This window comes from Pelagibacterium halotolerans B2 (assembly GCF_000230555.1).
In the GTDB taxonomy this organism is placed as follows: Bacteria; Pseudomonadota; Alphaproteobacteria; order Rhizobiales; family Devosiaceae; genus Pelagibacterium; species Pelagibacterium halotolerans.
In genome coordinates this window covers 1,111,146-1,130,907 of the sequence record NC_016078.1, presented here as the reverse complement: position 1 = coordinate 1,130,907, position 19,762 = coordinate 1,111,146, and the positions used below count along the sequence as shown (strand labels likewise).

The window sequence follows — 19,762 nt, the reverse complement described above, 5'->3', positions numbered from 1 at the left end:
CGTTTATTCGATAGTCCGAAGCGGGCGTTTTTGCACGGAATTTCGCTTTCGCCCTGCGACAAGCCGGCCCAGCATGGGAACATCGGCCCCATCTCGCCGTTTTTCCATCGGACGGTTGCGCAAAACCCGATCCATGATTTTTTCGAGGGATTTGTCGATGAATACAAAATTGATCCTGCCATTTGCGCTTATTTCCGCGCTGACGCTGGCCGCCTGCGAAAGCCGGACGGAGGCGCCCGAAACACCCAATCCCGATGCCGGAAATCCGGAAGCCTTCGCCGAGCCGGTCGAAGAGCCCGATGCCCCCGCCGAAACCATGTCACCCGAGGAAATGCAGCAGCGCCGCGAGGAAATCGAACAGGACGCGCAGCAGACCTTCGAATCCATAATGGAAGACAGCCAGGAGGCCGGCGATACAATCGTTGAGATGGGTGACGACGCCATGAGCGCACTGAGCGAGCAGATGACGTCCGCCGGGGATGCCATAGAGGTCCAGATCGATACCCTGGTCGACAATGCCGCTCAGATGCGCGACGACAACATGACCGACGAGCAGAAATTGCAGGTCGTCGCCAATGTGCGCAGTGCCGCTGAAGAAGCCGCCCGCGCGCTTGGGCAAACGGCGCCCGAGGTGATTGCGGCGGGAGATACGGCCGAAGAGCGGGCCCGGCAGGTGCTGGGCCTGGAATAGTTAGTTCACCCGGCCATGTTCGGCGGTTATCCAACGGATGGTGTGCGACCATGAGCGCATGACCACGCTGGAGGTGACGATCTTGCGCGGCAGAAGCTTCACCCCACGCAACAGGCTGCCATCGGTAACGCCGGTGGCGGCAAACAGAACGTCGCCTCTCGCCATATCCAGGGCGGAAAATTTCGCGGTGGCATCGGCATGTCCCATCTCGCGAGCCTGCGTGCGCTTGTCGGGCGTGTCGAGGATCAGACGCCCCTGCATCTGGCCGCCCATGCATCGCATGGCGGCGGCGGCCAAAACGCCCTCCTGGGCGCCGCCCGAGCCGAGATAGATGTCGATACCCGTATCGTCGCTGTTGGCTGCGTGAATGACCGCGGCAATATCTCCATCGGGCAACAGTTTGACGGCTACGCCCAGATCGCGCAATTCGGCGATCAGCGGCGCGTGGCGAGGCCGGTCGAGAACGCAGGTGACGATGTCGGATGTGGAAACGCCCTTGGCCCGGGCAAGCGCCTCGATGTTTTCGGTCGCCGATTTGTCGAGGTCGACAACGCCGTCCGGATAGCCGGGGCCGATGGCGATTTTTTCCATATAGGCATCGGGCACCCGCAGCAGGGCCCCGCGCTCGGCGAATGCCATCACCGAAAGAGAATCGGAAAGATTCTTGGCGCAGCCGGTGACACCTTCGAGGGGATCGACGGCAACCTCGATTTCCGGTCCGGCGCCCGTGCCGACCGCTTCCTCGAAGCCGAGCAGGGGAGCCCCCCTGCCCTCGCCGATAACGATCGTTCCGGCGATATCGATGTTGTTGAGGGCAACATGCATGGCTTCGACAGCGGCCTGGTCGGCGCGCATCTCGTCGCCCCGGCCGCGCCAACCGGCCGCCGCGATGGCAGCGCGTTCGGTGATACGGGCGATCTCAAGGGTGAGATTGCCATCGACCTTTGCTTGGATTGGCTCGGGCTGGGCCACGGGTCAAAACTCCTCGATGCGGATCAGTTGAGGCTGTCCCACGATAAACCCGTCCTTGGCAATCCGTTCGAGCGCTTCGCGCACAGCGCTTTCGATCGTCTCGTGGGTGATGAGCACCACGGTGCGTGAGGTTTCTTCCTCAACGCCCGGCTCACTGGCCCGCAGGTCGGGGCGCTGGATGACGCTTTCGAGCGAAATGTTCCCCTCACCCATGCGGGTGGCAATGGCTGCAAGCGCACCGGGAACGTCTCTTGCATTCAGCCTTATATAATAACCGCCTTCATGAATGCGCATGGGCGCGCGTTCGCAGGGCTTGAGCTCTGAACTGGGCACGCCGAGGGGCGGGACCTGCGTGCCGCGGGCAATGTCGAGAATGTCCGAGAGAACCGACGCCGCCGTCGCCTCGCCGCCGGCCCCCGGCCCGGCAAGAAGCAGTTCCTGCACATGGTTGGTTTCCAGCGCCACGGCGTTGAGCACGCCGTCCACACCGGCGATGGCGCTCGATTTCCTGACAAGTGTGGGATGCACGCGCTGCTCGATTCCGCTTTCGACCTTGCGGGCCATGCCCAGAAGCTTGATCTTGTATCCGAGGTCTGCGGCAACTTTTATGTCAGCCTGTGTAATGCGCGAAATGCCTTCGACGAACACCTGGTCGGCCGAAATTTCTGTTTCAAAGCAAAGGCTTGCAAGGATAGCCAGCTTGTGCGCGGTATCGAAACCTTCGACATCGAAGGTGGGATCGGCCTCGGCATAGCCCAGCGCCTGGGCGTCCTTGAGGCATTCCTCAAAGCCGATTCCTTCATTGCCCATACGGGTGAGGATGTAGTTGCAGGTGCCATTCATGATGCCATAGACGCGCGTGATGGCGGCAGAGCCCAATCCCTCACGCAGCGTCTTGATGACTGGAATGCCGCCGGCCACTGCAGCCTCAAACCCGAGCTGGGCATGGGCAGCCTCGGCGGCAGCAGCGAGTGCCACGCCGTGGCGGGCCAGCAGCGCCTTGTTCGCGGTCACAACCGGGCAGCCGTTTTCAAGTGCGGCGGTGACCGAAGCAAGCGCCGGGCCGTCCTCGCCGCCGATCAGTTCGACATAAAGATCGATTTCGCCCGACCGGGCCAGGGCAACAGGATCGTCGAACCATTTGAAAGGTGAGATGTCCACACCCCGGTCGCGCGAGCGCGAGCGTGCGGAGACCGCCGAAACGACAAGCCGGCGGCCCAGCTTGCGCGCGATGGCATCGCCATCTTCGGTGAGAATGCGGATGAGGGCGGCGCCGACAGTGCCTAGGCCGGCGATGCCGATGCGCAGCGGGCGCGTATCCCCGCCCTCTCCGGATGCATAGACCTGCATGGCGCGGGCAATGCGCTGGCGGGTTTCGCTGCGCGGCTCGCGGCCCTCTCGCAGATCGAAAACGAACAGCGGATCTCCGGCGATCTCCCGTCCGAACCGCGTGGGTGTCCATCCGCGTTCAGAGATGAAGGTCTCGATTGAGGTCTTGAAACTGTCGATATCACTCATGGTCGCACACTGCATTTTCAGATGCGCGCGACCATGAATAGGAAATTGCCTACAGGTCAACCCTTGTGAGGACGAAACCTCAGCCTTTGGCGAGCGGAACGACGTTTCCGTTGCTGGCCGAGCCGCTCAGGAACTTCTTGATGGCGCGGGCGGCCTGCCGGATGCGCTGCTCGTTTTCAACGAAGGCGAGGCGCACATACTGGTCGCCATATTCGCCGAAGCCCACGCCGGGCGCCACGGCGACGCCGGTCTCGCGGATCAGCAGCTTGGCAAATTCGAGGCTCCCCAGATCGGCGAACTGATCGGGGATCGGGGCCCAGGCGAACATGGTGGCTGCCGGGGTGGGAATGTGCCAGCCGGCGCGGCCGAAGCTTTCGACCATGACGTCCCGGCGGTGGCGGTAGATGCTGCGCACCTCGTCGATACAGGAATCATCGCCATTGAGGGCCGAAGCGGCGGCGACCTGGATGGGGGTGAACGCGCCATAGTCGAGATAGGATTTGACGCGCGCCAGCGCCGCAATCAGTCGCTCGTTGCCCACGGCAAAGCCCATGCGCCAGCCGGGCATGGAGAAGGTCTTGGACATGGACGTAAATTCCACCGTTACATCCATGGCGCCCGGAACTTCGAGCACTGAACGGGGCGGTTCGCCATCGAAATAGATCTCGGAATAGGCGAGATCGGAGAGAATGAAGATCTCGTTGCGGCGACAGTAATCCACCACCTCCTTGTAGAAATCGAACGAAGCGACATAAGCCGTCGGGTTGGCCGGGTAGTTGAGGATCAGCGCTATCGGCTTGGGGATCGAATGACGCACCGCCCGGTCGAGCGAGCGCATGAAATCCTCGTTTGGATCAGCAGGCATCGACCGCACGACGCCGCCCGACATGATGAAGCCGAACGAATGGATCGGATAGGTCGGATTTGGAACCAGCACCACATCGCCAGGCGCGGTGATGGCCTGTGCCATGTTGGCAAAACCTTCCTTGGAACCGAGCGTGGCGACCACCTGGGTGTTGGGATCGAGCTTCACGCCGAACCGGCGGCCATAATAGGAGGCCTGGGCCTTGCGCAGGCCGGGAATGCCCCGCGATGTCGAATAGCGGTGGGTGCGCGGGTCCTTGACGGTTTCCTTGAGCTTTTCGACGATGTGGGTGGGCGTCGGCAAATCGGGATTGCCCATGCCGAGATCGATGATGTCGACCCCCTCGGCGCGCGCCTTGGCCTTGATCGGGTTGATGTGCTCGAACACATAGGGTGGCAGGCGGCGGATGCGATGGAATTCTTCGCTCATTTTGTCCTCGATGGGATCGGGTTCGATCCCGTTGTGACCCGATGCTGCGGCGCGATTGAGACGCGCGGCACGCAAAGGATATTATCTGGCTATCATGGTGTTCAAAGTATGAACGGGCGTCCGCTTCGACATAAAAGACCGGCCCGCGCCGTGGTCTTTACCGGCCCTGGCGCTCTTAGGGAAAGAGCGGCAGAGCCTCGATAGCGGTCGCCTCGGGGTAGCCGAAGGCCACGTTGAAGTTCTGGATTGCCTGTCCGGCGCTCCCCTTCACCAGATTGTCGATGGCGGCAATGACGATCACCCGGCCGGAAATGCGGTCGTCAAAGACATTGATGACGCAATAGTTCGAGCCGCGCACGTGGCCGGTCGAGGGAATGACGCCCTTTTCCGCGACGCGGATGAACGGCTCGCCCTCATAGGCATCGGCCAAGATCTTGCGGGCCTCGTCAGCGTTTTTGGCGCCGTCGAGCTTCACGTGAGCCGTAATCAACTCGCCGCGGCTCATCGGGATGAGATGCGGAGTGAAGTTGACGGCGACCTTCTTGCCAGCCGCCAGACCGATTTCCTGCTCGATCTCGGGGGCATGCCGGTGCACGCCAACGCCATAGGGCGTCAGGCTCTCGCCGGCTTCGGCAAGAAGGGTGTTCTGCTTGGGTGCCCTGCCCGCTCCGGTGACGCCGGATTTGGCGTCGATGATCATGTCATCGGTCGAAATCGCGCCTGACTTGACCAGCGGCAGAAGCGCAAGAAGCGTCGCCGTGGGATAGCAACCGGGGCACGCGATGATCTGCGCGTCGCGGATTGCATCGCGGTTGTGCTCGGTCAGTCCATAGGCCGCCTTTTCCTGCAAATGGGGCGCGACGTGGTCGGCGCCATAGACCGGGCCATAATCCTCGGCATTGCGGAACCGGAAATCGGCCCCCATATCGATAACACGCAGGGAGGAATTTTCTTGGGCGATATCGGCAACCAGTTTCTGGCTCGTTCCGTGCGGCAACCCGCAGAACACGACGTCGATATCGGAGAAATTCACGTCTTCGTTGGCCACCAGATCGGGCAGACCGGCCATGGCAAGATGCGGGAACACCGAGGCCATCGGCTTGCCCGCATGGGTATTGGCGGTCAGGGCCACAAATTTGAGGCCCGGGTGACGCACGCCAAGGCGCAAAAGATCAGCTCCGGTGTACCCGGAAGCACCAAGAAGTGCGGCTGTCTTCGGCGGTTGCATCTGACTTGCCCTCGTTGTCCGATTGTGTAAATGAAACACGCGAGGGGTCGTCATAATGCTCTGTAACGACAATGTAAATGACCCACGCGCCATGGGCGCACCCGCCGCGGCAGGGGTATTGAGGTGAAGATGACAAAGCGCATTGCGATGGCCACACTGGGCACGCAAGGTGACGTTCAGCCTTATGTCGCGCTGGCACGAGCGATGATCGCACAGGGCTATTCGGTCGTCATCGGGACCACCGACGATTTCGAATCGATGGTTACCGGCTATGGCATCGAGTTCTGGAGCCTTGGGCCCTCGATGCAGGAATTCGTCAAGCAGAGCCAGTTCGAGCGCGCCATGAACCAGAATCTTCTGGTCAACGCCCCCGCCCTGCTCCGCCAGGGCCAGAAGATCGTCGACCGCGCCGCCCGATCAGCGTGGGATATGGCCCAGGGCGCCGACTGCATCATGCTCAACATGAATACGAGCTTTTCCATCGACATCGCCGAGGCGCTCGATATTCCCGCCATCGTCGCCGCGTTGCAGCCGCTCAATTCGACCAGCGAATTTCCGCTGTGTATCTATTACGGGCCGACCTTCGGGAAAACCATAAACCGGCTGACCTATTCGACGATGACCGTGCAGCAGATCTACTACAATCTGCCGCGCAACAAGCTGCGCCGGGAACTGATGGGGCTTGGGCCACGCAAGAATGGCGGGTTCTTCAAGGATACCGACGGCACTCCGCTGTGGACGCTCAACGCTTATTCCGAGATCATTTCGCCTCGCCCGCGCGACTGGCCGAAGACCTCGATCGTCACCGGCTACTGGATGCTGCCCGATAATTCAGGCTGGCAGCCGTCCGAGGAGTTCAAGACCTTCCTCGATAAAGGGCCTCTGCCGATCTATGTGGGGTTCGGATCCATGCCCTGGGGCGCGGACCGTAACACCGACATCCTGCGCGAAGCGCTGACCATGTGGAACGGGCGCGTGGTTGTGGGGCGCGGCTGGGGTGGCATCAAGCCCGACGATCTGCCCGCCGACCGGGTCTATGTCATCGATCGCGCACCGCACGACCAGCTTTTCAAATATGTGAAAGCGGTGGTCCATCATGGCGGCGCGGGAACCACGGCATCCGGGCTGATGCTGGGCAAGCCGACGTTCATTGTGCCCCAGATGGTCGATCAGCCCTATTGGGGCGGTCGGGTCCATGAAATGGGGTGCGGTCCCAAGCCTGTGCGGCGGCGCAAATTGACCGCCGAGGCTCTCGCCGATGCATTGAGCCAGCTCGATTCCAACCCCGGTTTCGCACGCAATGCGGAAAAGATCGGCGAGCAGTTGCGCGCCGAGGACGGCACGGGCAAGGCGATCAAGGTGATCGAACGCGTGATGGCCAATTACCAGCCGCGCAGCGAGCGCAAGCTGGCGTGACAAAAAAGGCCGGCAACTGTCTCCAGTCACCGGCCCGTGCTTTTTCCCATCAGGCCCGCAACTTGTAGCCGGTCCGGAAAATCCAGGTGATGATGGCCAGGGAAATGGCCATGAAAACCAGCGTCATACCGAGACTGATCCCGACGTCCACGTCGGCCACTCCGTAAAAGCTCCAGCGGAAACCGCTCACGAGATAAACCACGGGGTTGAGCAACGCGATGTTCTGCCAGGTCTCGGGCAGCATGGTGATCGAATAGAAGGTGCCCCCCAGAAACGCCAGGGGCGTAACGATGAGCAGCGGGATGAGCTGGAGTTTTTCGAACCCGTCAGCCCAGATGCCGATGATAAAGCCGATCAGCGAGAAGGTGACCGCGGTCAAGACCATGAACGCCACCATCCAGATTGGATGCTGGATCTGCAGGTCCACAAAGAAGCTGGCCGTCAACAAAATGATAAGTGCCAGAATGACCGATTTGGTCGCCGCGGCCCCGACAAAGGCGATCACCGTTTCCACATGCGAGATCGGCGCCGTCAGGATTTCATAGACGGTGCCGGCAAATTTGGGGAAATAGATGCCGAACGAGGCATTGGAGAGCGATTGCTGGAGCAGCGAGAGCATGATGAGGCCCGGGACGATGAACGCCGCGTAACTGACTCCTTCCACCGATTCGATGCGTGAACCGATCGCCGCGCCGAACACCACGAAATAGAGCGAGGTCGAAACGACCGGCGAAATGATCGACTGGGTGACGGTGCGCCACCAGCGCGCCATTTCGAAGGTATAGATGGCCTTGATCGCGTAATAATTCATGTCCGGTCCCTCAGAAGGCCAATGAAGATTTCCTCGAGCGAGGACTGATGGGTCGACAGATCCTTGATGCTGATGCCTTCGGCGTTGAGGGCGCCGATCAGGGTCGCGATGCCGGTACGGTCGGCCTGGCTGTCATAGCTGTAGCGCAGTTCCTCACCGTCATCGGAGAGTTTCAGCCCGAGATCGTTGAGCGATTGCGGCAAGGTCTTGAGCGGCTCCTGCAGTTGGACCGCAAGGTCCTTTTTGCCGAGCTTGCGCATCAACTCGGTCTTCTCCTCGACCAGAACGATCTCGCCGTTCGAGATGACCCCGATCCGGTCGGCCATTTCCTCGGCTTCCTCGATATAGTGGGTGGTGAGAATGATCGTGACGCCGTTTTCGCGCAGCTCGCGCACGACATTCCACATGTCACGCCGGAGTTCGACGTCGACGCCTGCCGTGGGCTCGTCGAGAAACAGGATTTTCGGTTCGTGGCTGAGCGCCTTGGCGATCAGCACGCGGCGCTTCATGCCGCCCGAGAGCGTGATCAGCTTGTCGTTGCGCTTGTCCCAGAGCGAGAGGTCACGCAGGATTTTTTCGATGACCTTATCGTTGCGCGGCTTGCCGAACAGGCCGCGGGTGAACGAGACGGTCGCCCACACTGTCTCGAAACGATCCGCACTCAACTCCTGGGGCACCATGCCGATCATGGCGCGCGTCTTGCGGAATTCGGTGACCACATCGTGTCCACCGACAAGGATCTGCCCGCCCGTGGGCCGAACCATTCCGCAGATCGTGCCGATCAACGTGGTCTTTCCCGCGCCGTTCGGTCCGAGCAATGCAAAAATTTCGCCTGCCCTGATGTCGAGATTGATATTTTTCAGGGCTGAAAAGCCCGTGTCATAGGTCTTGTTGAGACCCAGAACCGCTACCGCAGGTTCAGCGGCCGTTATTTGCATATTCATGGAAGTCCGCCCTCTGGCCAGAGGTGCCTATATAAGATGCAATCGGGCGATGACCACCCCCCGAACAAACAAAAAAGGCCCGCCAGAAGCGGGCCTTTCGAAATTTTCGAAACGACAGATCAGCGCTTGGAGAACTGGAAGGAACGACGGGCCTTGGCCTTGCCGTACTTCTTACGCTCAACCACACGGCTGTCGCGGGTCAGGAAGCCGCCCTTCTTGAGCGCCGGGCGAAGCTCGGGCTCGTAGTGGGTCAGCGCCTGGGACAGGCCGTGGCGAATGGCGCCGGCCTGGCCGGACAGACCGCCACCGGCGACCGTTGCGATCACGTCGTACTGGTCGACACGTTCCGCGGTCACGATGGGCTGCTGCAGGATCATCTGGAGAACCGGACGGGCGAAATAGGCAGTGAATTCCTTGCCGTTGACGGTGATCTTGCCCGAGCCGGGCTTGATCCATACGCGGGCAACGGCGTCCTTGCGCTTGCCGGTGGCATAGGCGCGGCCATAGCTGTCGAGCTTCTGGGTATAGACCGGCGCATCATTGACAGCGGTATCGGTTGCCGTGCCGAGGTCTTCGAGGGAGTTGATGGTCTCGGACATATTACTTCACCCTCACATTCTTGGTGTTGAGCGCGGCAACATCGAGCGTTTCGGGCTGCTGGGCTTCATGGGGATGCTCGGCACCTGCGTAAACGCGCAGGTTCTTGAGCTGGGCACGGGTCAGCGGGCCACCAGGCATCATGCGGCGCACGGCGTTTTCGACGACGCGCTCGGGGAAACGACCCTCGAGCAGTTCGCGCATGGTGCGGTCCTTGATGCCACCGGGGTAGCCGGTGTGCCAGTAAAAGCGCTTGTCATCGAGCTTCTTGCCCGTGAACTTCACCTTGTCGGCATTGATGACGATAACGTTGTCGCCCATGTCCTGATTGGGGGTGAAGGTCGGCAGGTGCTTGCCGCGCAGGCGGGTGGCGATGACCGCAGCGAGACGGCCTACCACGAGGCCCTCAGCGTCGATCAAAACCCACTTCTTGTCGATCTCGCCAGCCTTGGCCGAGTAGGTTTTCATGTGTTTGATCCTTTTGGATATCTCTTACGAGACAAGGCCGCCGAAACCGACGGCCCTTCCCCGGCCAGACTTGCGAATGGCCATTTCGAGGCGGGTGATACAGCCGACCTGCAATGCCGTCAAGCACAAAGTAATTTCTGTTTTATAACAGAGACTTACATTTGCGGTATAATTTTACCGCACAGAAAGTCTATGCATATCAGACAGATAGGCAATCACCATCGAAACCAGTGTGAAAGCAAGTGCCTGATGGACGAGTGCGACGGGGATGTTGACCACCGACAACAGCGTCGTGATGCCCACGACAACCTGCAGCACAATGAGAACCGCAATACGCGGCAGCCAGGCGTGAACGCCTGAAAATCTGGGCACCTTGCGGCCGTGCCACCACAGGACCAGCGCATAGATGGTAATCAGATACGCCAGATTGCGGTGATTGAATTGCACCGTGAGGATGTTTTCAAAAATGTTGCGCCAGGCCGGGTCGATGGTGAACAGGCCACCCGGAATGATCGCACCGTCGATCAAGGGCCAGGTGTTGTAAATGAAGCCGGCGTCGAGACCGGCGACGAGCGCCCCTGCCCCGATCTGGATGAACAGCAACGCGACCAGCAACCAATTGGCCGCCAGCCATCCGCGCGACGGGACCGTTCCGCTCGCGGGCGGTTCGAGCGTTCGCGCCACCCAGACGAGCGCCATCATCAAGATGCCAGCAGCGCACAGATGCGCGGCGAGGCGGTATTGGGAAACCGAGGTCAATTCCGAAAGGCCCGAAGATACCATCCACCAGCCCAGAAAGCCCTGGAACGCACCTGCGACAAACAGCCCCGTCATCGGCCAGACAAGGCTTTTGGGGATGCGGCGCTGGATGAGGAAAATCACAAACGGAATGGCAAAGGCAAAGCCGAGCATGCGGGCGAGGAAGCGATGTCCCCATTCCCACCAGAAGATCGACTTGAATTCCTCGACGCCCATCCAGCTTTCGACCAGCCTGTACTGCGGAATCTGCTGATAAGCCTCGAATTCGGCCTGCCAGTCGGCGTCCGAGAGCGGCGGGATGATGCCCGAGATCGGCTTCCAGCTCGTGATCGAAAGGCCGGATTCGGTCAGCCGCGTGCCGCCGCCCACAACGACGATCAACAGAACGAACGCCGCAAGGCAATAGAGCCAGATGCGGACGGGCCTGATGCGATCAAAATCGAGCGATGTGGAACCAGTGGAGGCGATGGCAGACACAGCAAGCGTACCGGAGTTGTCAATCCTGGCCGAACTGCTAATGGGGAGCCCGGTAAATGGCAATGATAACAAACGCCGCAGCAAGGAGACAGTCGTGACCCAGCGTCAGCGCAAGGCAATCGGAATCGGGCTGACCCTATTGACGCTTGTCTTATGGACGGCCCTGGGCCTGTGGATCTACGAGCTTTGGCTCGTCGGTGCCCACAATTTCGTCCACCTGGCCTTCTTCGTCCTGTTTGGCCTCGCCTGGGTGTTTCCTGCCATGGCGGTCATCCGGTGGATGCTGCGGCCGGACAACTGAACGTCAATCCACGTCCAGCCGGCGCCCCCGGCGCATCAGCGTGAAAATCTCGGCGGTCAGAAACACGTCGATGAAACGCCGCTGCTGAAACAGCCCGTTGAGCGAAACGCGGGGCAGCGCGTGCAGGTGGGCGGCGTGGTCGACATAGAGGCCGCCCGGGCGCGTAGTCACGGCCGTTGCAAAACCAAGCTCGCGTGCAGCGGCAAATTCACGTGGCCCGGCGGCGGCACCGCCGCCGATGGGAAAGGAGAGATGCCGAGGACGGCTTCCAAACTGCGCCTCGAGCACATTTGCCGATTGCCCGATTTCGGCACGCATCTGGTCTTGGGGCAGTTTCGAGAGTTCATAGTGATAGACCGTGTGCGCGCCGATGGTGCAGAGCGGCTCGTCGGCAAAGGCCTTGAGTTCGGACCAATCCATTATGAGATCGCGGCAGTGCGCCTCGAGATCGAGGCCATAGCGCTGCGCAAGGGATCGGATCGAGGCCTCGCGCGCTGGCTCCGGCATTTTCCGGTAGCGCTCGTAAACATCGGCAAAGGTCGCGTTCTTCTGCTCGATTGTCGCCGCATCGCCGTAGTGCGGACCTTCGGGCATTTGGAAAACAACGACCTCGTTGGCCGCAATGATATCTTCGAGCGCCTGCCACCAGACGAGCCCCACGCCATCGACAAGCCCGGTCGGGATATAGAGCGTAAAGGGAGCGGCGTGCCTGCGCAGAATGGGCAGGGCGTGGACGAGATTGTCGCGATAGCCATCATCGAAGGTCAGAACGATGAAGGGTTTTGCCTCCTGGGCAGCAACCCGTCTCACGGCTTCATCGAGATCGACGATATCGAAACCGGCCTTGCGCGCCCGCACGATTACCGCCTCGAGAAAATCGGGCCTGATCTGGAGAATGGAATTGGGAGAAAAGGCCGCCGGAGCGTCGGGGAGAACCCTGTGCAAAGTGAAAATCAGGCCACGCGCCGCAGAAAACCGACGAATCGTCGCCGTCACACCCGGCATGGCCAGCGCCTCAAAGGCAGCTCTGTAAAGGCCGTAGCGCGGCATTGGCGGGGACTCAGGCGACTTCGGACTGCTGCGGCGCAGTCGCAATCACCCGGATATCGTCAAAACCCAGCGCGGCGATTTCCCTTGCGGCGGCCCCATTGTTGGGCGCCATCGACGAGAGCAGCACACATTTGCCCTCGACCCCGGCGAAAAGCGGCAGGCTCGAGGTCATGCCGACCCGACCGGTGACGATAACGATGACCTCGTAGATGTCGGAAAGGGCCTCGACCAGCGTCGCAACGCGTTCGGTATTGCGGTTAAGGCGCGCGCCCTGCCCCCAGGGCACGAAGGCAAAACGCTCGTCGGCACCCCGGTGAACGACATCGCCGAAATCAGCCCCATCGACGCACAGGTCCGTCAGGCCAAGCTCGATACCCTGCTGGCCGCTTGCCGCGTCGATTTCAGCGACGCTCTGGCCGTTATCCACGAACGCCGCGGTCAGGCGCTCGGCAAAATCAAGGCTCTCCTGATCGTCGCGGTCGGACGCCACCACGATCAGCCGGTCGAGCCGTGCCAACACACTGGCGGCGAGGGCTTCGATCTCGGTCTCCAGCAGGCCGGGCGACGGCCGGTTTCCGGTAATCGGAAGAGGTTGAGGCATTGCCGGTGTGGGGCTCTCCGCTGCAACCTGTTCGACCTCCGTCTGGCCTTCCTGACCGGTATCGGGTTCGGTTTGGACTGTCCGCGAGACAAGGGCGCGGCCGGAGAGGAGTTCGGAGAAAATGACGGCGCCCACCTGCAGCAGCACCGAAGCGATTCCGACGGCCATGAGCACGAGGCTCGTCTTGGGCGATGCGGGAGAGCTGGCGGGCACGGCCTCGCTGACGATACGCACGTCCGGGAGCGCCGAACTCACATCCGAGCGTGCCGAGGCCTCGGTAAAGCGCAACAGATAGGCATTGAGCAACTCGCGCTGGGCGGCCGCCTCGCGTTCGAGTTCGGCCAGCGTCACCCCCTCGATCGTGTCCGATCCCGCAGTCACCTTGACCCGCTCCAGTTCGGCGCGCAGGGATTGCTCGAGATCGGCCTCGATCTGGGCCTGCGCTTCGAGCGCCTGGGCGACCCGGCTGCCTTCATTGGAAATCTGGGTGTTGATTTCGGCGATCTGGGCATCCAGCGCCCGGATCGTGGGATGGCTGGGGAGGAATGTCGCGGCCTGCTGGGCGCGTTCGCCCTGCAACCGCGCCATTTCCTGGCTCAATTGCTGGACGACGGAGGATGCCTGCACATCGGAAACGCCGCCGACCGACTGCCCCGATTCAAGCAGGCTGCGGATCAACTGCGCGCGGGACTGCGCAGCGTTGCGGCGCTCATTGGCCGCCGTGATCTGCGCCGAAAAATTGGAGAGCTGCTGATTGGTCAGGCTCTCATTGTTGGAGCCGGTAAAAAGGTCGTTCTGGACGCGAAAATCGGCAATGGCGCGCTCGGCCGAAGCGACGCTGTCGCGCAGCCTGTCGATTTCCTGCTGCAGCCAGGCGGTTGCATCTACCGTATCGGATATCTGCTGACCGGCTCGCCGCTGAACGTGGGCCTGAACGATGGCGTTGGCCACACGCGCCGCCAACTCCGGATCGGTATGACGGAAAGCTACCGAAATCAGCCGTGACGAGCGCTCCTGGGTGACAACGAGGCCGTCACCGATCTCCGAGATGATTGCCTCGTCGCTCCAACCTTCGAACTCCGCCTCGTCGCGCAAGGCCGCGACGTCGATCGCGGCCAGGATCGTCCCCCGTGACTTGATCAGTTCGATCTGGCTCGAAACCGTGGCGATATCGATATAGTAGGTTTCTGCGTTCTGGTTGCTTGCCGCACTCGTATAGGCGGTGCTGCGCGGCTCCACGAGCAGTTCGGCCCGCGACTCGTACAACCTGGGCGCGAACATCAAAACCACATAGGCCACCGCGAGAAGCAGGATGGTCACCAGCCCTATGCGCACCAGCCTTGAGACCACAGCCTTCAAAATGACGCTGGCGTCGATGCTTTCCTCGGCAGTGCCAGCCCCGGTTGCGGAATCGCTCATTTCGTCGCCCTTCTGTCGTCAAGGGCTTATCGCCCCGTCATGGTAAGCATTCGGTTAAGCCCGACACCGATCCGCCCGCGATAAGGGGTTTTTAACCATGACGTGGGAGACCTATCGTCACTGCGTAAAACGGGACGAGTACGATGGGTCGGCTGCGCCTTGCCTTGCTTTTGTTGCCGCTCTTTCTGGGAGCGTGCGCGCACAGCGGACGTCCAGCCACATATCTGGTGGAACAGAGCGGCCCTTATCTGCTGGACAGCGGCGACGTGTTGCGCGTCAGCGTTTACGGCGATGCCAGCCTTACAAACACTTACAGGGTCGACGATTCCGGCGCGATCTCGATGCCGCTGGTGGGCGCCGTACCGGCGCGCGGCGCAACCACCGAAGCGCTGTCGCGCAAGGTGGCCTCGGCGCTGGCCGCAGGTTTCATGCGGAACCCCAATGTCGCCGTGGAAGTTGCTGAATACAGGCCGTTTTTCATTCAGGGCGCTGTCGGGTCGTCGGGGCAATATTCCTATTCTTACGGCATGACAGTACGCGCTGCGATCAGCGCTGCGGGCGGCTTTACCGATACTGCAAACCGCAACACCGCAACGATCTATCGCCGCCAGGGCAACGAGATGGTCAAGGGCAGCGTGGAGCTCGATTTCCCCATCCTGCCGGGCGATACCATCGTCATCGCCGAGCGGTGGATCTGATCTGTGGCAAGGGACCGTCTGCGGGTTCTTCAGGTCATGCGCGCGCCGGTGGGCGGCCTGTTCCGGCACGTCGCCGACCTGACGCGAACATTGGCCGAACGCGGGCATGAGGTCGGAATCGTCGTCGATGAGAGCGGCGATGCGCAATCTGATTCCAAACTGGCGATTTTGGAACCGTTCGCCGCGCTGGGCATCCACCGCTTTCCGATCCCCCGTCTTCTGGGCCCACAGGACGTAACAACGCCCGCCAGGATCCGGGCACTGGCGAAATCGACCGGCGCCGATATTCTCCATGGGCACGGAGCCAAGGGCGGTTTCGGGGCACGGCTGGCGCGCATCGGACGCAAGCGCACGGGAGCCGTTTACACCCCGCATGGCGGCGCGCTGCATTTCGATCCGCACTCGCTCTCGGGCGGGCTGTTCATGACCATCGAGCGCTCGCTGTTGCGCCTGACCGATGCGCTGATATTTGAGAGCCGCTACGCCCAGAAGACCTTCGCCGCCCACGTTGCCCAACCCAGAGGTCGTCAAGAGGTGATTCACAACGGGTTGGCTGAATCCGAATTCATTCCCATAAGTCCGGGCGCCGATGCTGCCGATTTCGCCTTTGTGGGCGAGTTGCGGACTCTGAAGGGCATCGACCTGATCGTTGAAGCTCTGGCTCCTCTGCGCACCCCCGATGGCCGGCCCGCCAGCATCGTCATGGCCGGAGACGGGCCGGACGCAGCCGCCCTGGGCGAGCGGATCGAACAATTGGGGCTTGGCGAGCGCGTCACCTTGGCCGGCATTCGTCCGGCAAGGGAGATTTTCGCCAGCGGACGTTGCGTTCTGGTCCCCTCGCGCGCCGAGTCCCTGCCCTATGTGGTCATGGAAGCCGCCGCCGCCGGCAGGCCGATCATCGCCACCAATGTTGGCGGCATCGGCGAAATTTTCGGCCCGACGGCGCACAGCCTTATCGTTCCGAATGAAGTGGCGCCGCTCCGGGACGCAATGTCGGCCTTCCTTGCCGCGCCGCAACCGCTGGAAGCCGAGGCCGCTACACGACGCGATTTCGTCCAGTCGCGCTTCTCGCTCACCCGCATGGTCGACGACATCGAGGCTCTCTACCAGTCGCTAACCATTTGACCAATTGTCAGGGGCGGCTTTAACCCCTTTTCACCCCGCACACCCCATAGTCCCGCGCACGAAATCAACCACGATCAGTGCGAGGCAAGCCCCGTGTTCAGGGTCGATCCCAAACAAGCCGTACTCAGCCATATTTCCGCAAATGCCGACAAGGCAAATGGCGTCCTTGGGCCAGACGCGGAAACCGCGGCGTCGGCGCCGATCGCCCCGGCGCTCTCACACAAGCTTGTGTCAGGCTTTGCGCAGCTTATCGAAGCGCTGCTGCTTCTGGCGCTCGGACTGGGCATTTACCTGATTTATCTCAATGGGGCCGATCCGGTGCTCTATGTGCCGCTTTCGCTGGGGATCGTGGCGGCGGCAAACATTGCGTTCAATATCGCCCGAACCCACAGGATCGTGGCCTACAGGACGGTTTTCAAGCAGGTCCTGCGCGTGCTGGGTGGCTGGGCCGGTATCTTTTTGCTGGTGGTTGCCGGGCTGTTTGTCTTCAAGGCCGGCGATCTGGTCTCTCGTGTCTGGCTGGTCAGTTGGGCGATCTCGGGCGGCGTGCTGCTGGTGTGTTACCGGCTGGCACTGCGGGCGCTGGTCCTCGCCTGGTCGGCCAGAGGCCGCCTGCGGCGGCGCACGGTGATCGTTGGTGGCGGTGCAAGCGCTGAATCCCTCGTTGCGGCCATCGAAAAAAGCGCAACCAGCGATATCGAGCTGATCGGCCTGTTTGACGACCGTGACGACGAGCGCTCACCCGAGGCGGTCGCCGGGTTGAAAAAACTCGGCAAGGTGGCCGATCTCGTCGAATTCGCGCGCCGGGCGCGCATCGACTTCGTGATCGTCTCCATGCCGCTCTCGGCCGAATCGCGCCTGCTCGAAATGTTGCGCCAGCTCTGGGTTCTGCCGGTCGATATCCGGCTCAGCGCGCATATGAGCAAGCTGCGCTTTACCGACAAGACCTATTCCTATGTCGGCGATTTGCCGGTGTTCGAGATGGCCGACCGGCCCATATCGGATTGGAACCTCGTCTTCAAATGGGTGTTCGACAAGCTCGTGGCGCTGTTCGCACTCATTGTGCTCTCACCGGTGATGCTGGCGACGGCGATTGCCGTCAAGGCGACGAGCAAGGGGCCCATCCTGTTCAAGCAGAATAGGCACGGCTTTAACAACGAGCTCATCGAAGTCTATAAATTCCGCTCCATGTACACCGACATGAGCGACGCCAAAGCGGCCAGGCTCGTGACGCGGGACGACCCGCGCGTTACCCCGGTCGGGCGCTTCATCCGCAAGTCCTCGATCGACGAGTTGCCCCAGCTCTTCAACGTGCTCAAGGGTGAGCTTTCCATCGTCGGGCCACGTCCGCATGCGCTTGAGGCCAAGGCAGCGAACCGGCTCTATCACGATGCCGTCGACGGCTATTTCGCGCGGCACAAGGTCAAGCCCGGCATCACCGGGTGGGCGCAGATCAATGGCTGGCGCGGCGAGACCGATACCGTCGACAAGCTCATGGCTCGGGTCGATCACGATCTCTACTACATCGAGAACTGGTCGATCCTGCTCGATCTCTACATTCTGGTGATGACGCCGGTTTCTCTGTTCACCAAGAGCGAGAACGCGTTTTGACCCTCGCTCTCCCAGCTTCGAGAGGACTTTCACCGTCCGACCGCGGCAGGGCGTGGTTCGGCGCGAACGCCAAACAGGCGCTCGGGCTGATCGTCGGCATCTGGATTTTTTCGGGCGGGTTCGTCATCGTCGAACCATCGCCTTATGAGGTCATGTTTCTGCTGGCCTTTGCCGTGGCGCTGGCCGGCGGGTTGCAACTGCGGCGCGAGACGCTGCCCTTGTTGCTGATTGTCATCGCGTTTACGCCCTTTGCGCTGATATCGCCGTTTTTCATGCAATATCAGGCCGTCACAGATGGATTGATCTTTAACCTCGTCACGATCTTTCTGCTCATCACCAGCTATTTCGCCGCCAATTTCGTGGCGCAGGCACCTCATGCGCATATGCGGCTGATCGCGAGGGCCTATATCGCCGTCGCCATTATCGCCTCCGTGGTGGGAACGCTGGCCTATGTGGGTCTTCTGCCGGGCGAAGACGTTTTTCTGCGGTTCGGGCGCGCCAAGGCTTTTTTCAATGACCCCAACGTCTATGGGCCCTTCCTCATTCTGCCGGCGATGTTTGCCCTGCAGCGGGTGATGCTGGGCAAAGGACGTTCGGCTCTATGGAACGGCATCGCCTATCTTGTGATCTTTGTGGGCGTTTTTGTCAGTTTTTCCCGCGGCGCGTGGGGGCATCTGGCGGCCTCTTCGCTCTTTCTGTTTGCCATGGTGTTTTTTCTTGAGGCGTCGGCACGCGAGAAAGTGCGCCTGCTCCTGATCGCGCTGGGTGGGCTTATGCTGCTGGCTGCGGCCATGGCGGTTCTTTTGTCGATCCCCGTGGTCTCCGAACTCTTCACCCAGCGATTTTCCCTCACCCAGAGTTATGACACGGGTGAATTGGGCCGCTTTGGTCGCATCTGGTACACGCTCGACGTGGTCCTGACCCATCCCTGGGGCATAGGCCCGCTGGAATACGGATTTCTGCGCATCACCGAGCAACCCCATAACACCTATCTCAACGTCGCCCTGACCTATGGCTGGGGCGGCGCGGTGGTCTATTACCTTCTCGTCGGCTCGACACTGGCCGCCGGGAGCAAGGCGCTGATCCGAGCTTGGAACCGCCCATTGCTGATTCCGGTGTTTGCCACGTTCGTACCGATGATTGCCCTGTCGGCCATCATCGACACCGATCACTGGCGGCACTGGTTTTTGGTGACGGGGCTGGTGTGGGGCGTTTGCGCAGCCTCGCGCCGACCGACAGGTATGGAGCGCCAGCTCCCCTAGAGCGCGTCCAGCAAAAGTGTAAACGGTTTTGCTGTTCGGACGCGCGACAAAACAAGGACTTGATCTAGGACACCTTCCGGATCAGCCACAGGATCGCGATAATCCCGGTTATCACAACGAGCACCCAGAACAGGGCCAAAAGCGCCACGGCACCTAGCAGCGCGCCCAGCGCGTCCCAGAAGCCGACGGTCCCGATAAGTATGGCAACCAGAACGATCAAAAGTATTGGCATCGGACAATCCCCTCGATGAATTGAGCGGAAACGGCACAAGTGCGAACATGTTCCCGGCTCACCGCTTTTTGGCCATCGAACCCCTTGCGCTATGGAGCGCTATTATATAGGTGAGAGGCCAATCGGGGCGTAGCGCAGCCTGGTAGCGCATTTGTCTGGGGGACAAAGGGTCGTCGGTTCAAATCCGGCCGCTCCGACCATTTTTTCAAAAGGCCCACGCAGGGTACTGCGCGGGCCTTTTTTGCTGCGCGGGCCGCCACAAATGTGGCAAATTGGGCTGCCGCCGAC

At 61.2% G+C, this 19,762-nt stretch carries 19 protein-coding genes and 1 tRNA gene; 8 read left to right on the top strand and 12 right to left on the bottom strand.

The window, feature by feature from the left end; translation table 11 throughout:
* Nucleotides 1-157: 157 nt before the first annotated feature.
* Nucleotides 158-691, top strand: coding sequence for a hypothetical protein (locus tag KKY_RS05590; protein ID WP_014130344.1), 534 nt, complete (start codon nt 158-160; stop codon nt 689-691).
* On the opposite strand, the gene glpX is transcribed toward KKY_RS05590, so the two are convergent.
* The 4 genes from glpX to argC form a co-directional block, all read right to left on the bottom strand.
* Nucleotides 692-1,663, bottom strand: a complete 972-nt coding sequence (gene glpX / locus KKY_RS05585; RefSeq protein ID WP_014130343.1) for a class II fructose-bisphosphatase — start codon at nt 1,661-1,663, stop codon at nt 692-694.
* 3 nt (nt 1,664-1,666) lie between these two features.
* Nucleotides 1,667-3,013: a homoserine dehydrogenase gene (locus tag KKY_RS05580; RefSeq protein ID WP_139305110.1), complete on the bottom strand. Its 1,347-nt coding sequence runs from the start codon at nt 3,011-3,013 to the stop codon at nt 1,667-1,669.
* Nucleotides 3,014-3,260: 247 nt separating this feature from the next.
* The gene (locus KKY_RS05575; RefSeq protein ID WP_041529142.1) at nt 3,261-4,475 is read right to left on the bottom strand and encodes an LL-diaminopimelate aminotransferase; all 1,215 of its coding nucleotides are present in this window, start codon (nt 4,473-4,475) and stop codon (nt 3,261-3,263) included.
* Nucleotides 4,476-4,650: 175 nt separating this feature from the next.
* The gene (argC, locus tag KKY_RS05570; RefSeq protein WP_041528606.1) at nt 4,651-5,703 is read right to left on the bottom strand and encodes an N-acetyl-gamma-glutamyl-phosphate reductase; all 1,053 of its coding nucleotides are present in this window, start codon (nt 5,701-5,703) and stop codon (nt 4,651-4,653) included.
* A 129-nt stretch (nt 5,704-5,832) separates the two neighbouring features.
* On the opposite strand from argC, the gene KKY_RS05565 reads away from it, so the two are divergent.
* Complete coding sequence (locus KKY_RS05565) at nt 5,833-7,119, top strand: glycosyltransferase (protein ID WP_014130339.1); 1,287 nt, start codon at nt 5,833-5,835, stop codon at nt 7,117-7,119.
* A 49-nt stretch (nt 7,120-7,168) separates the two neighbouring features.
* Here the strand turns inward: KKY_RS05565 and KKY_RS05560 are convergent, their stop codons facing one another.
* The 5 genes from KKY_RS05560 to KKY_RS05540 all read right to left on the bottom strand — a co-directional run bounded on the left by KKY_RS05560 (nt 7,169) and on the right by KKY_RS05540 (nt 11,175).
* Nucleotides 7,169-7,930 (bottom strand): ABC transporter permease, encoded by a 762-nt coding sequence (locus KKY_RS05560; RefSeq protein WP_014130338.1) that lies wholly within the window; start codon nt 7,928-7,930, stop codon nt 7,169-7,171.
* A complete protein-coding gene (locus KKY_RS05555; protein ID WP_014130337.1) occupies nt 7,927-8,874 on the bottom strand; it encodes an ABC transporter ATP-binding protein in 948 nt (315 codons plus the stop codon). Before KKY_RS05555 ends, KKY_RS05560 begins: the two co-directional genes overlap by 4 nt.
* Before the next feature lie 119 nt (nt 8,875-8,993).
* A complete protein-coding gene (gene rpsI, locus KKY_RS05550) occupies nt 8,994-9,473 on the bottom strand; it encodes a 30S ribosomal protein S9 (protein WP_014130336.1) in 480 nt (159 codons plus the stop codon).
* 1 nt (nt 9,474) lies between these two features.
* A complete protein-coding gene (gene rplM / locus KKY_RS05545) occupies nt 9,475-9,939 on the bottom strand; it encodes a 50S ribosomal protein L13 (protein ID WP_014130335.1) in 465 nt (154 codons plus the stop codon).
* Nucleotides 9,940-10,113: 174 nt separating this feature from the next.
* On the bottom strand, nt 10,114-11,175 hold the full coding sequence (locus KKY_RS05540; RefSeq protein WP_014130334.1) for a COX15/CtaA family protein: 1,062 nt from the start codon (nt 11,173-11,175) through the stop codon (nt 10,114-10,116).
* 94 nt (nt 11,176-11,269) lie between these two features.
* Here KKY_RS05540 and KKY_RS20465 point away from each other — a divergent pair, with 94 nt between their 5' ends.
* Complete coding sequence (locus KKY_RS20465; RefSeq protein WP_014130333.1) at nt 11,270-11,476, top strand: DUF2842 domain-containing protein; 207 nt, start codon at nt 11,270-11,272, stop codon at nt 11,474-11,476.
* Nucleotides 11,477-11,479: 3 nt separating this feature from the next.
* Here the strand turns inward: KKY_RS20465 and KKY_RS05530 are convergent, their stop codons facing one another.
* Nucleotides 11,480-12,526 carry a polysaccharide deacetylase family protein gene (locus KKY_RS05530; protein WP_014130332.1) on the bottom strand — a complete coding sequence of 349 codons (1,047 nt, stop codon included), beginning with the start codon at nt 12,524-12,526 and terminating at the stop codon, nt 11,480-11,482.
* A 10-nt stretch (nt 12,527-12,536) separates the two neighbouring features.
* The gene (locus tag KKY_RS19475) at nt 12,537-14,546 is read right to left on the bottom strand and encodes a GumC family protein (protein ID WP_014130331.1); all 2,010 of its coding nucleotides are present in this window, start codon (nt 14,544-14,546) and stop codon (nt 12,537-12,539) included.
* Between the two features lie 143 nt (nt 14,547-14,689).
* Between KKY_RS19475 and KKY_RS05520 the strand changes: the two genes are divergently transcribed.
* The 4 genes from KKY_RS05520 to KKY_RS05505 all read left to right on the top strand — a co-directional run bounded on the left by KKY_RS05520 (nt 14,690) and on the right by KKY_RS05505 (nt 19,242).
* Nucleotides 14,690-15,244 (top strand): polysaccharide biosynthesis/export family protein, encoded by a 555-nt coding sequence (locus KKY_RS05520; protein WP_041528605.1) that lies wholly within the window; start codon nt 14,690-14,692, stop codon nt 15,242-15,244.
* Between the two features lie 3 nt (nt 15,245-15,247).
* On the top strand, nt 15,248-16,369 hold the full coding sequence (locus KKY_RS05515) for a glycosyltransferase family 4 protein (RefSeq protein ID WP_014130328.1): 1,122 nt from the start codon (nt 15,248-15,250) through the stop codon (nt 16,367-16,369).
* A gap of 93 nt (nt 16,370-16,462) precedes the next feature.
* On the top strand, nt 16,463-17,980 hold the full coding sequence (locus KKY_RS05510) for an undecaprenyl-phosphate glucose phosphotransferase (RefSeq protein WP_014130327.1): 1,518 nt from the start codon (nt 16,463-16,465) through the stop codon (nt 17,978-17,980).
* Nucleotides 17,977-19,242 (top strand): O-antigen ligase family protein, encoded by a 1,266-nt coding sequence (locus tag KKY_RS05505; protein ID WP_014130326.1) that lies wholly within the window; start codon nt 17,977-17,979, stop codon nt 19,240-19,242. The genes KKY_RS05510 and KKY_RS05505 overlap by 4 nt, the downstream gene beginning before the upstream one ends.
* A gap of 64 nt (nt 19,243-19,306) precedes the next feature.
* Here KKY_RS05505 and KKY_RS20650 read toward each other — a convergent pair whose 3' ends face one another.
* A complete protein-coding gene (locus tag KKY_RS20650) occupies nt 19,307-19,474 on the bottom strand; it encodes a hypothetical protein (RefSeq protein WP_014130325.1) in 168 nt (55 codons plus the stop codon).
* A gap of 123 nt (nt 19,475-19,597) precedes the next feature.
* Here KKY_RS20650 and KKY_RS05500 point away from each other — a divergent pair.
* A tRNA-Pro gene (locus tag KKY_RS05500) sits at nt 19,598-19,674 on the top strand.
* Nucleotides 19,675-19,762 lie beyond the last annotated feature (88 nt).

Bases quoted from the DNA above. Each gene is read 5' to 3' on its own strand.
- KKY_RS05590 (WP_014130344.1), top strand. From the start codon at position 158: ATGAATACAAAATTGATCCTGCCATTTGCGCTTATTTCCGCGCTGACG.
- KKY_RS05580 (WP_139305110.1), bottom strand. From the start codon at position 3,013: ATGCAGGTCTATGCATCCGGAGAGGGCGGGGATACGCGCCCGCTGCGC.
- KKY_RS05575 (WP_041529142.1), bottom strand. From the start codon at position 4,475: ATGAGCGAAGAATTCCATCGCATCCGCCGCCTGCCACCCTATGTGTTC.
- argC (WP_041528606.1), bottom strand. From the start codon at position 5,703: ATGCAACCGCCGAAGACAGCCGCACTTCTTGGTGCTTCCGGGTACACC.
- KKY_RS05565 (WP_014130339.1), top strand. From the start codon at position 5,833: ATGACAAAGCGCATTGCGATGGCCACACTGGGCACGCAAGGTGACGTT.
- KKY_RS05560 (WP_014130338.1), bottom strand. From the start codon at position 7,930: ATGAATTATTACGCGATCAAGGCCATCTATACCTTCGAAATGGCGCGC.
- KKY_RS05555 (WP_014130337.1), bottom strand. From the start codon at position 8,874: ATGAATATGCAAATAACGGCCGCTGAACCTGCGGTAGCGGTTCTGGGT.
- rpsI (WP_014130336.1), bottom strand. From the start codon at position 9,473: ATGTCCGAGACCATCAACTCCCTCGAAGACCTCGGCACGGCAACCGAT.
- rplM (WP_014130335.1), bottom strand. From the start codon at position 9,939: ATGAAAACCTACTCGGCCAAGGCTGGCGAGATCGACAAGAAGTGGGTT.
- KKY_RS05530 (WP_014130332.1), bottom strand. From the start codon at position 12,526: ATGCCGCGCTACGGCCTTTACAGAGCTGCCTTTGAGGCGCTGGCCATG.
- KKY_RS19475 (WP_014130331.1), bottom strand. From the start codon at position 14,546: ATGAGCGATTCCGCAACCGGGGCTGGCACTGCCGAGGAAAGCATCGAC.
- KKY_RS05520 (WP_041528605.1), top strand. From the start codon at position 14,690: ATGGGTCGGCTGCGCCTTGCCTTGCTTTTGTTGCCGCTCTTTCTGGGA.
- KKY_RS20650 (WP_014130325.1), bottom strand. From the start codon at position 19,474: ATGCCAATACTTTTGATCGTTCTGGTTGCCATACTTATCGGGACCGTC.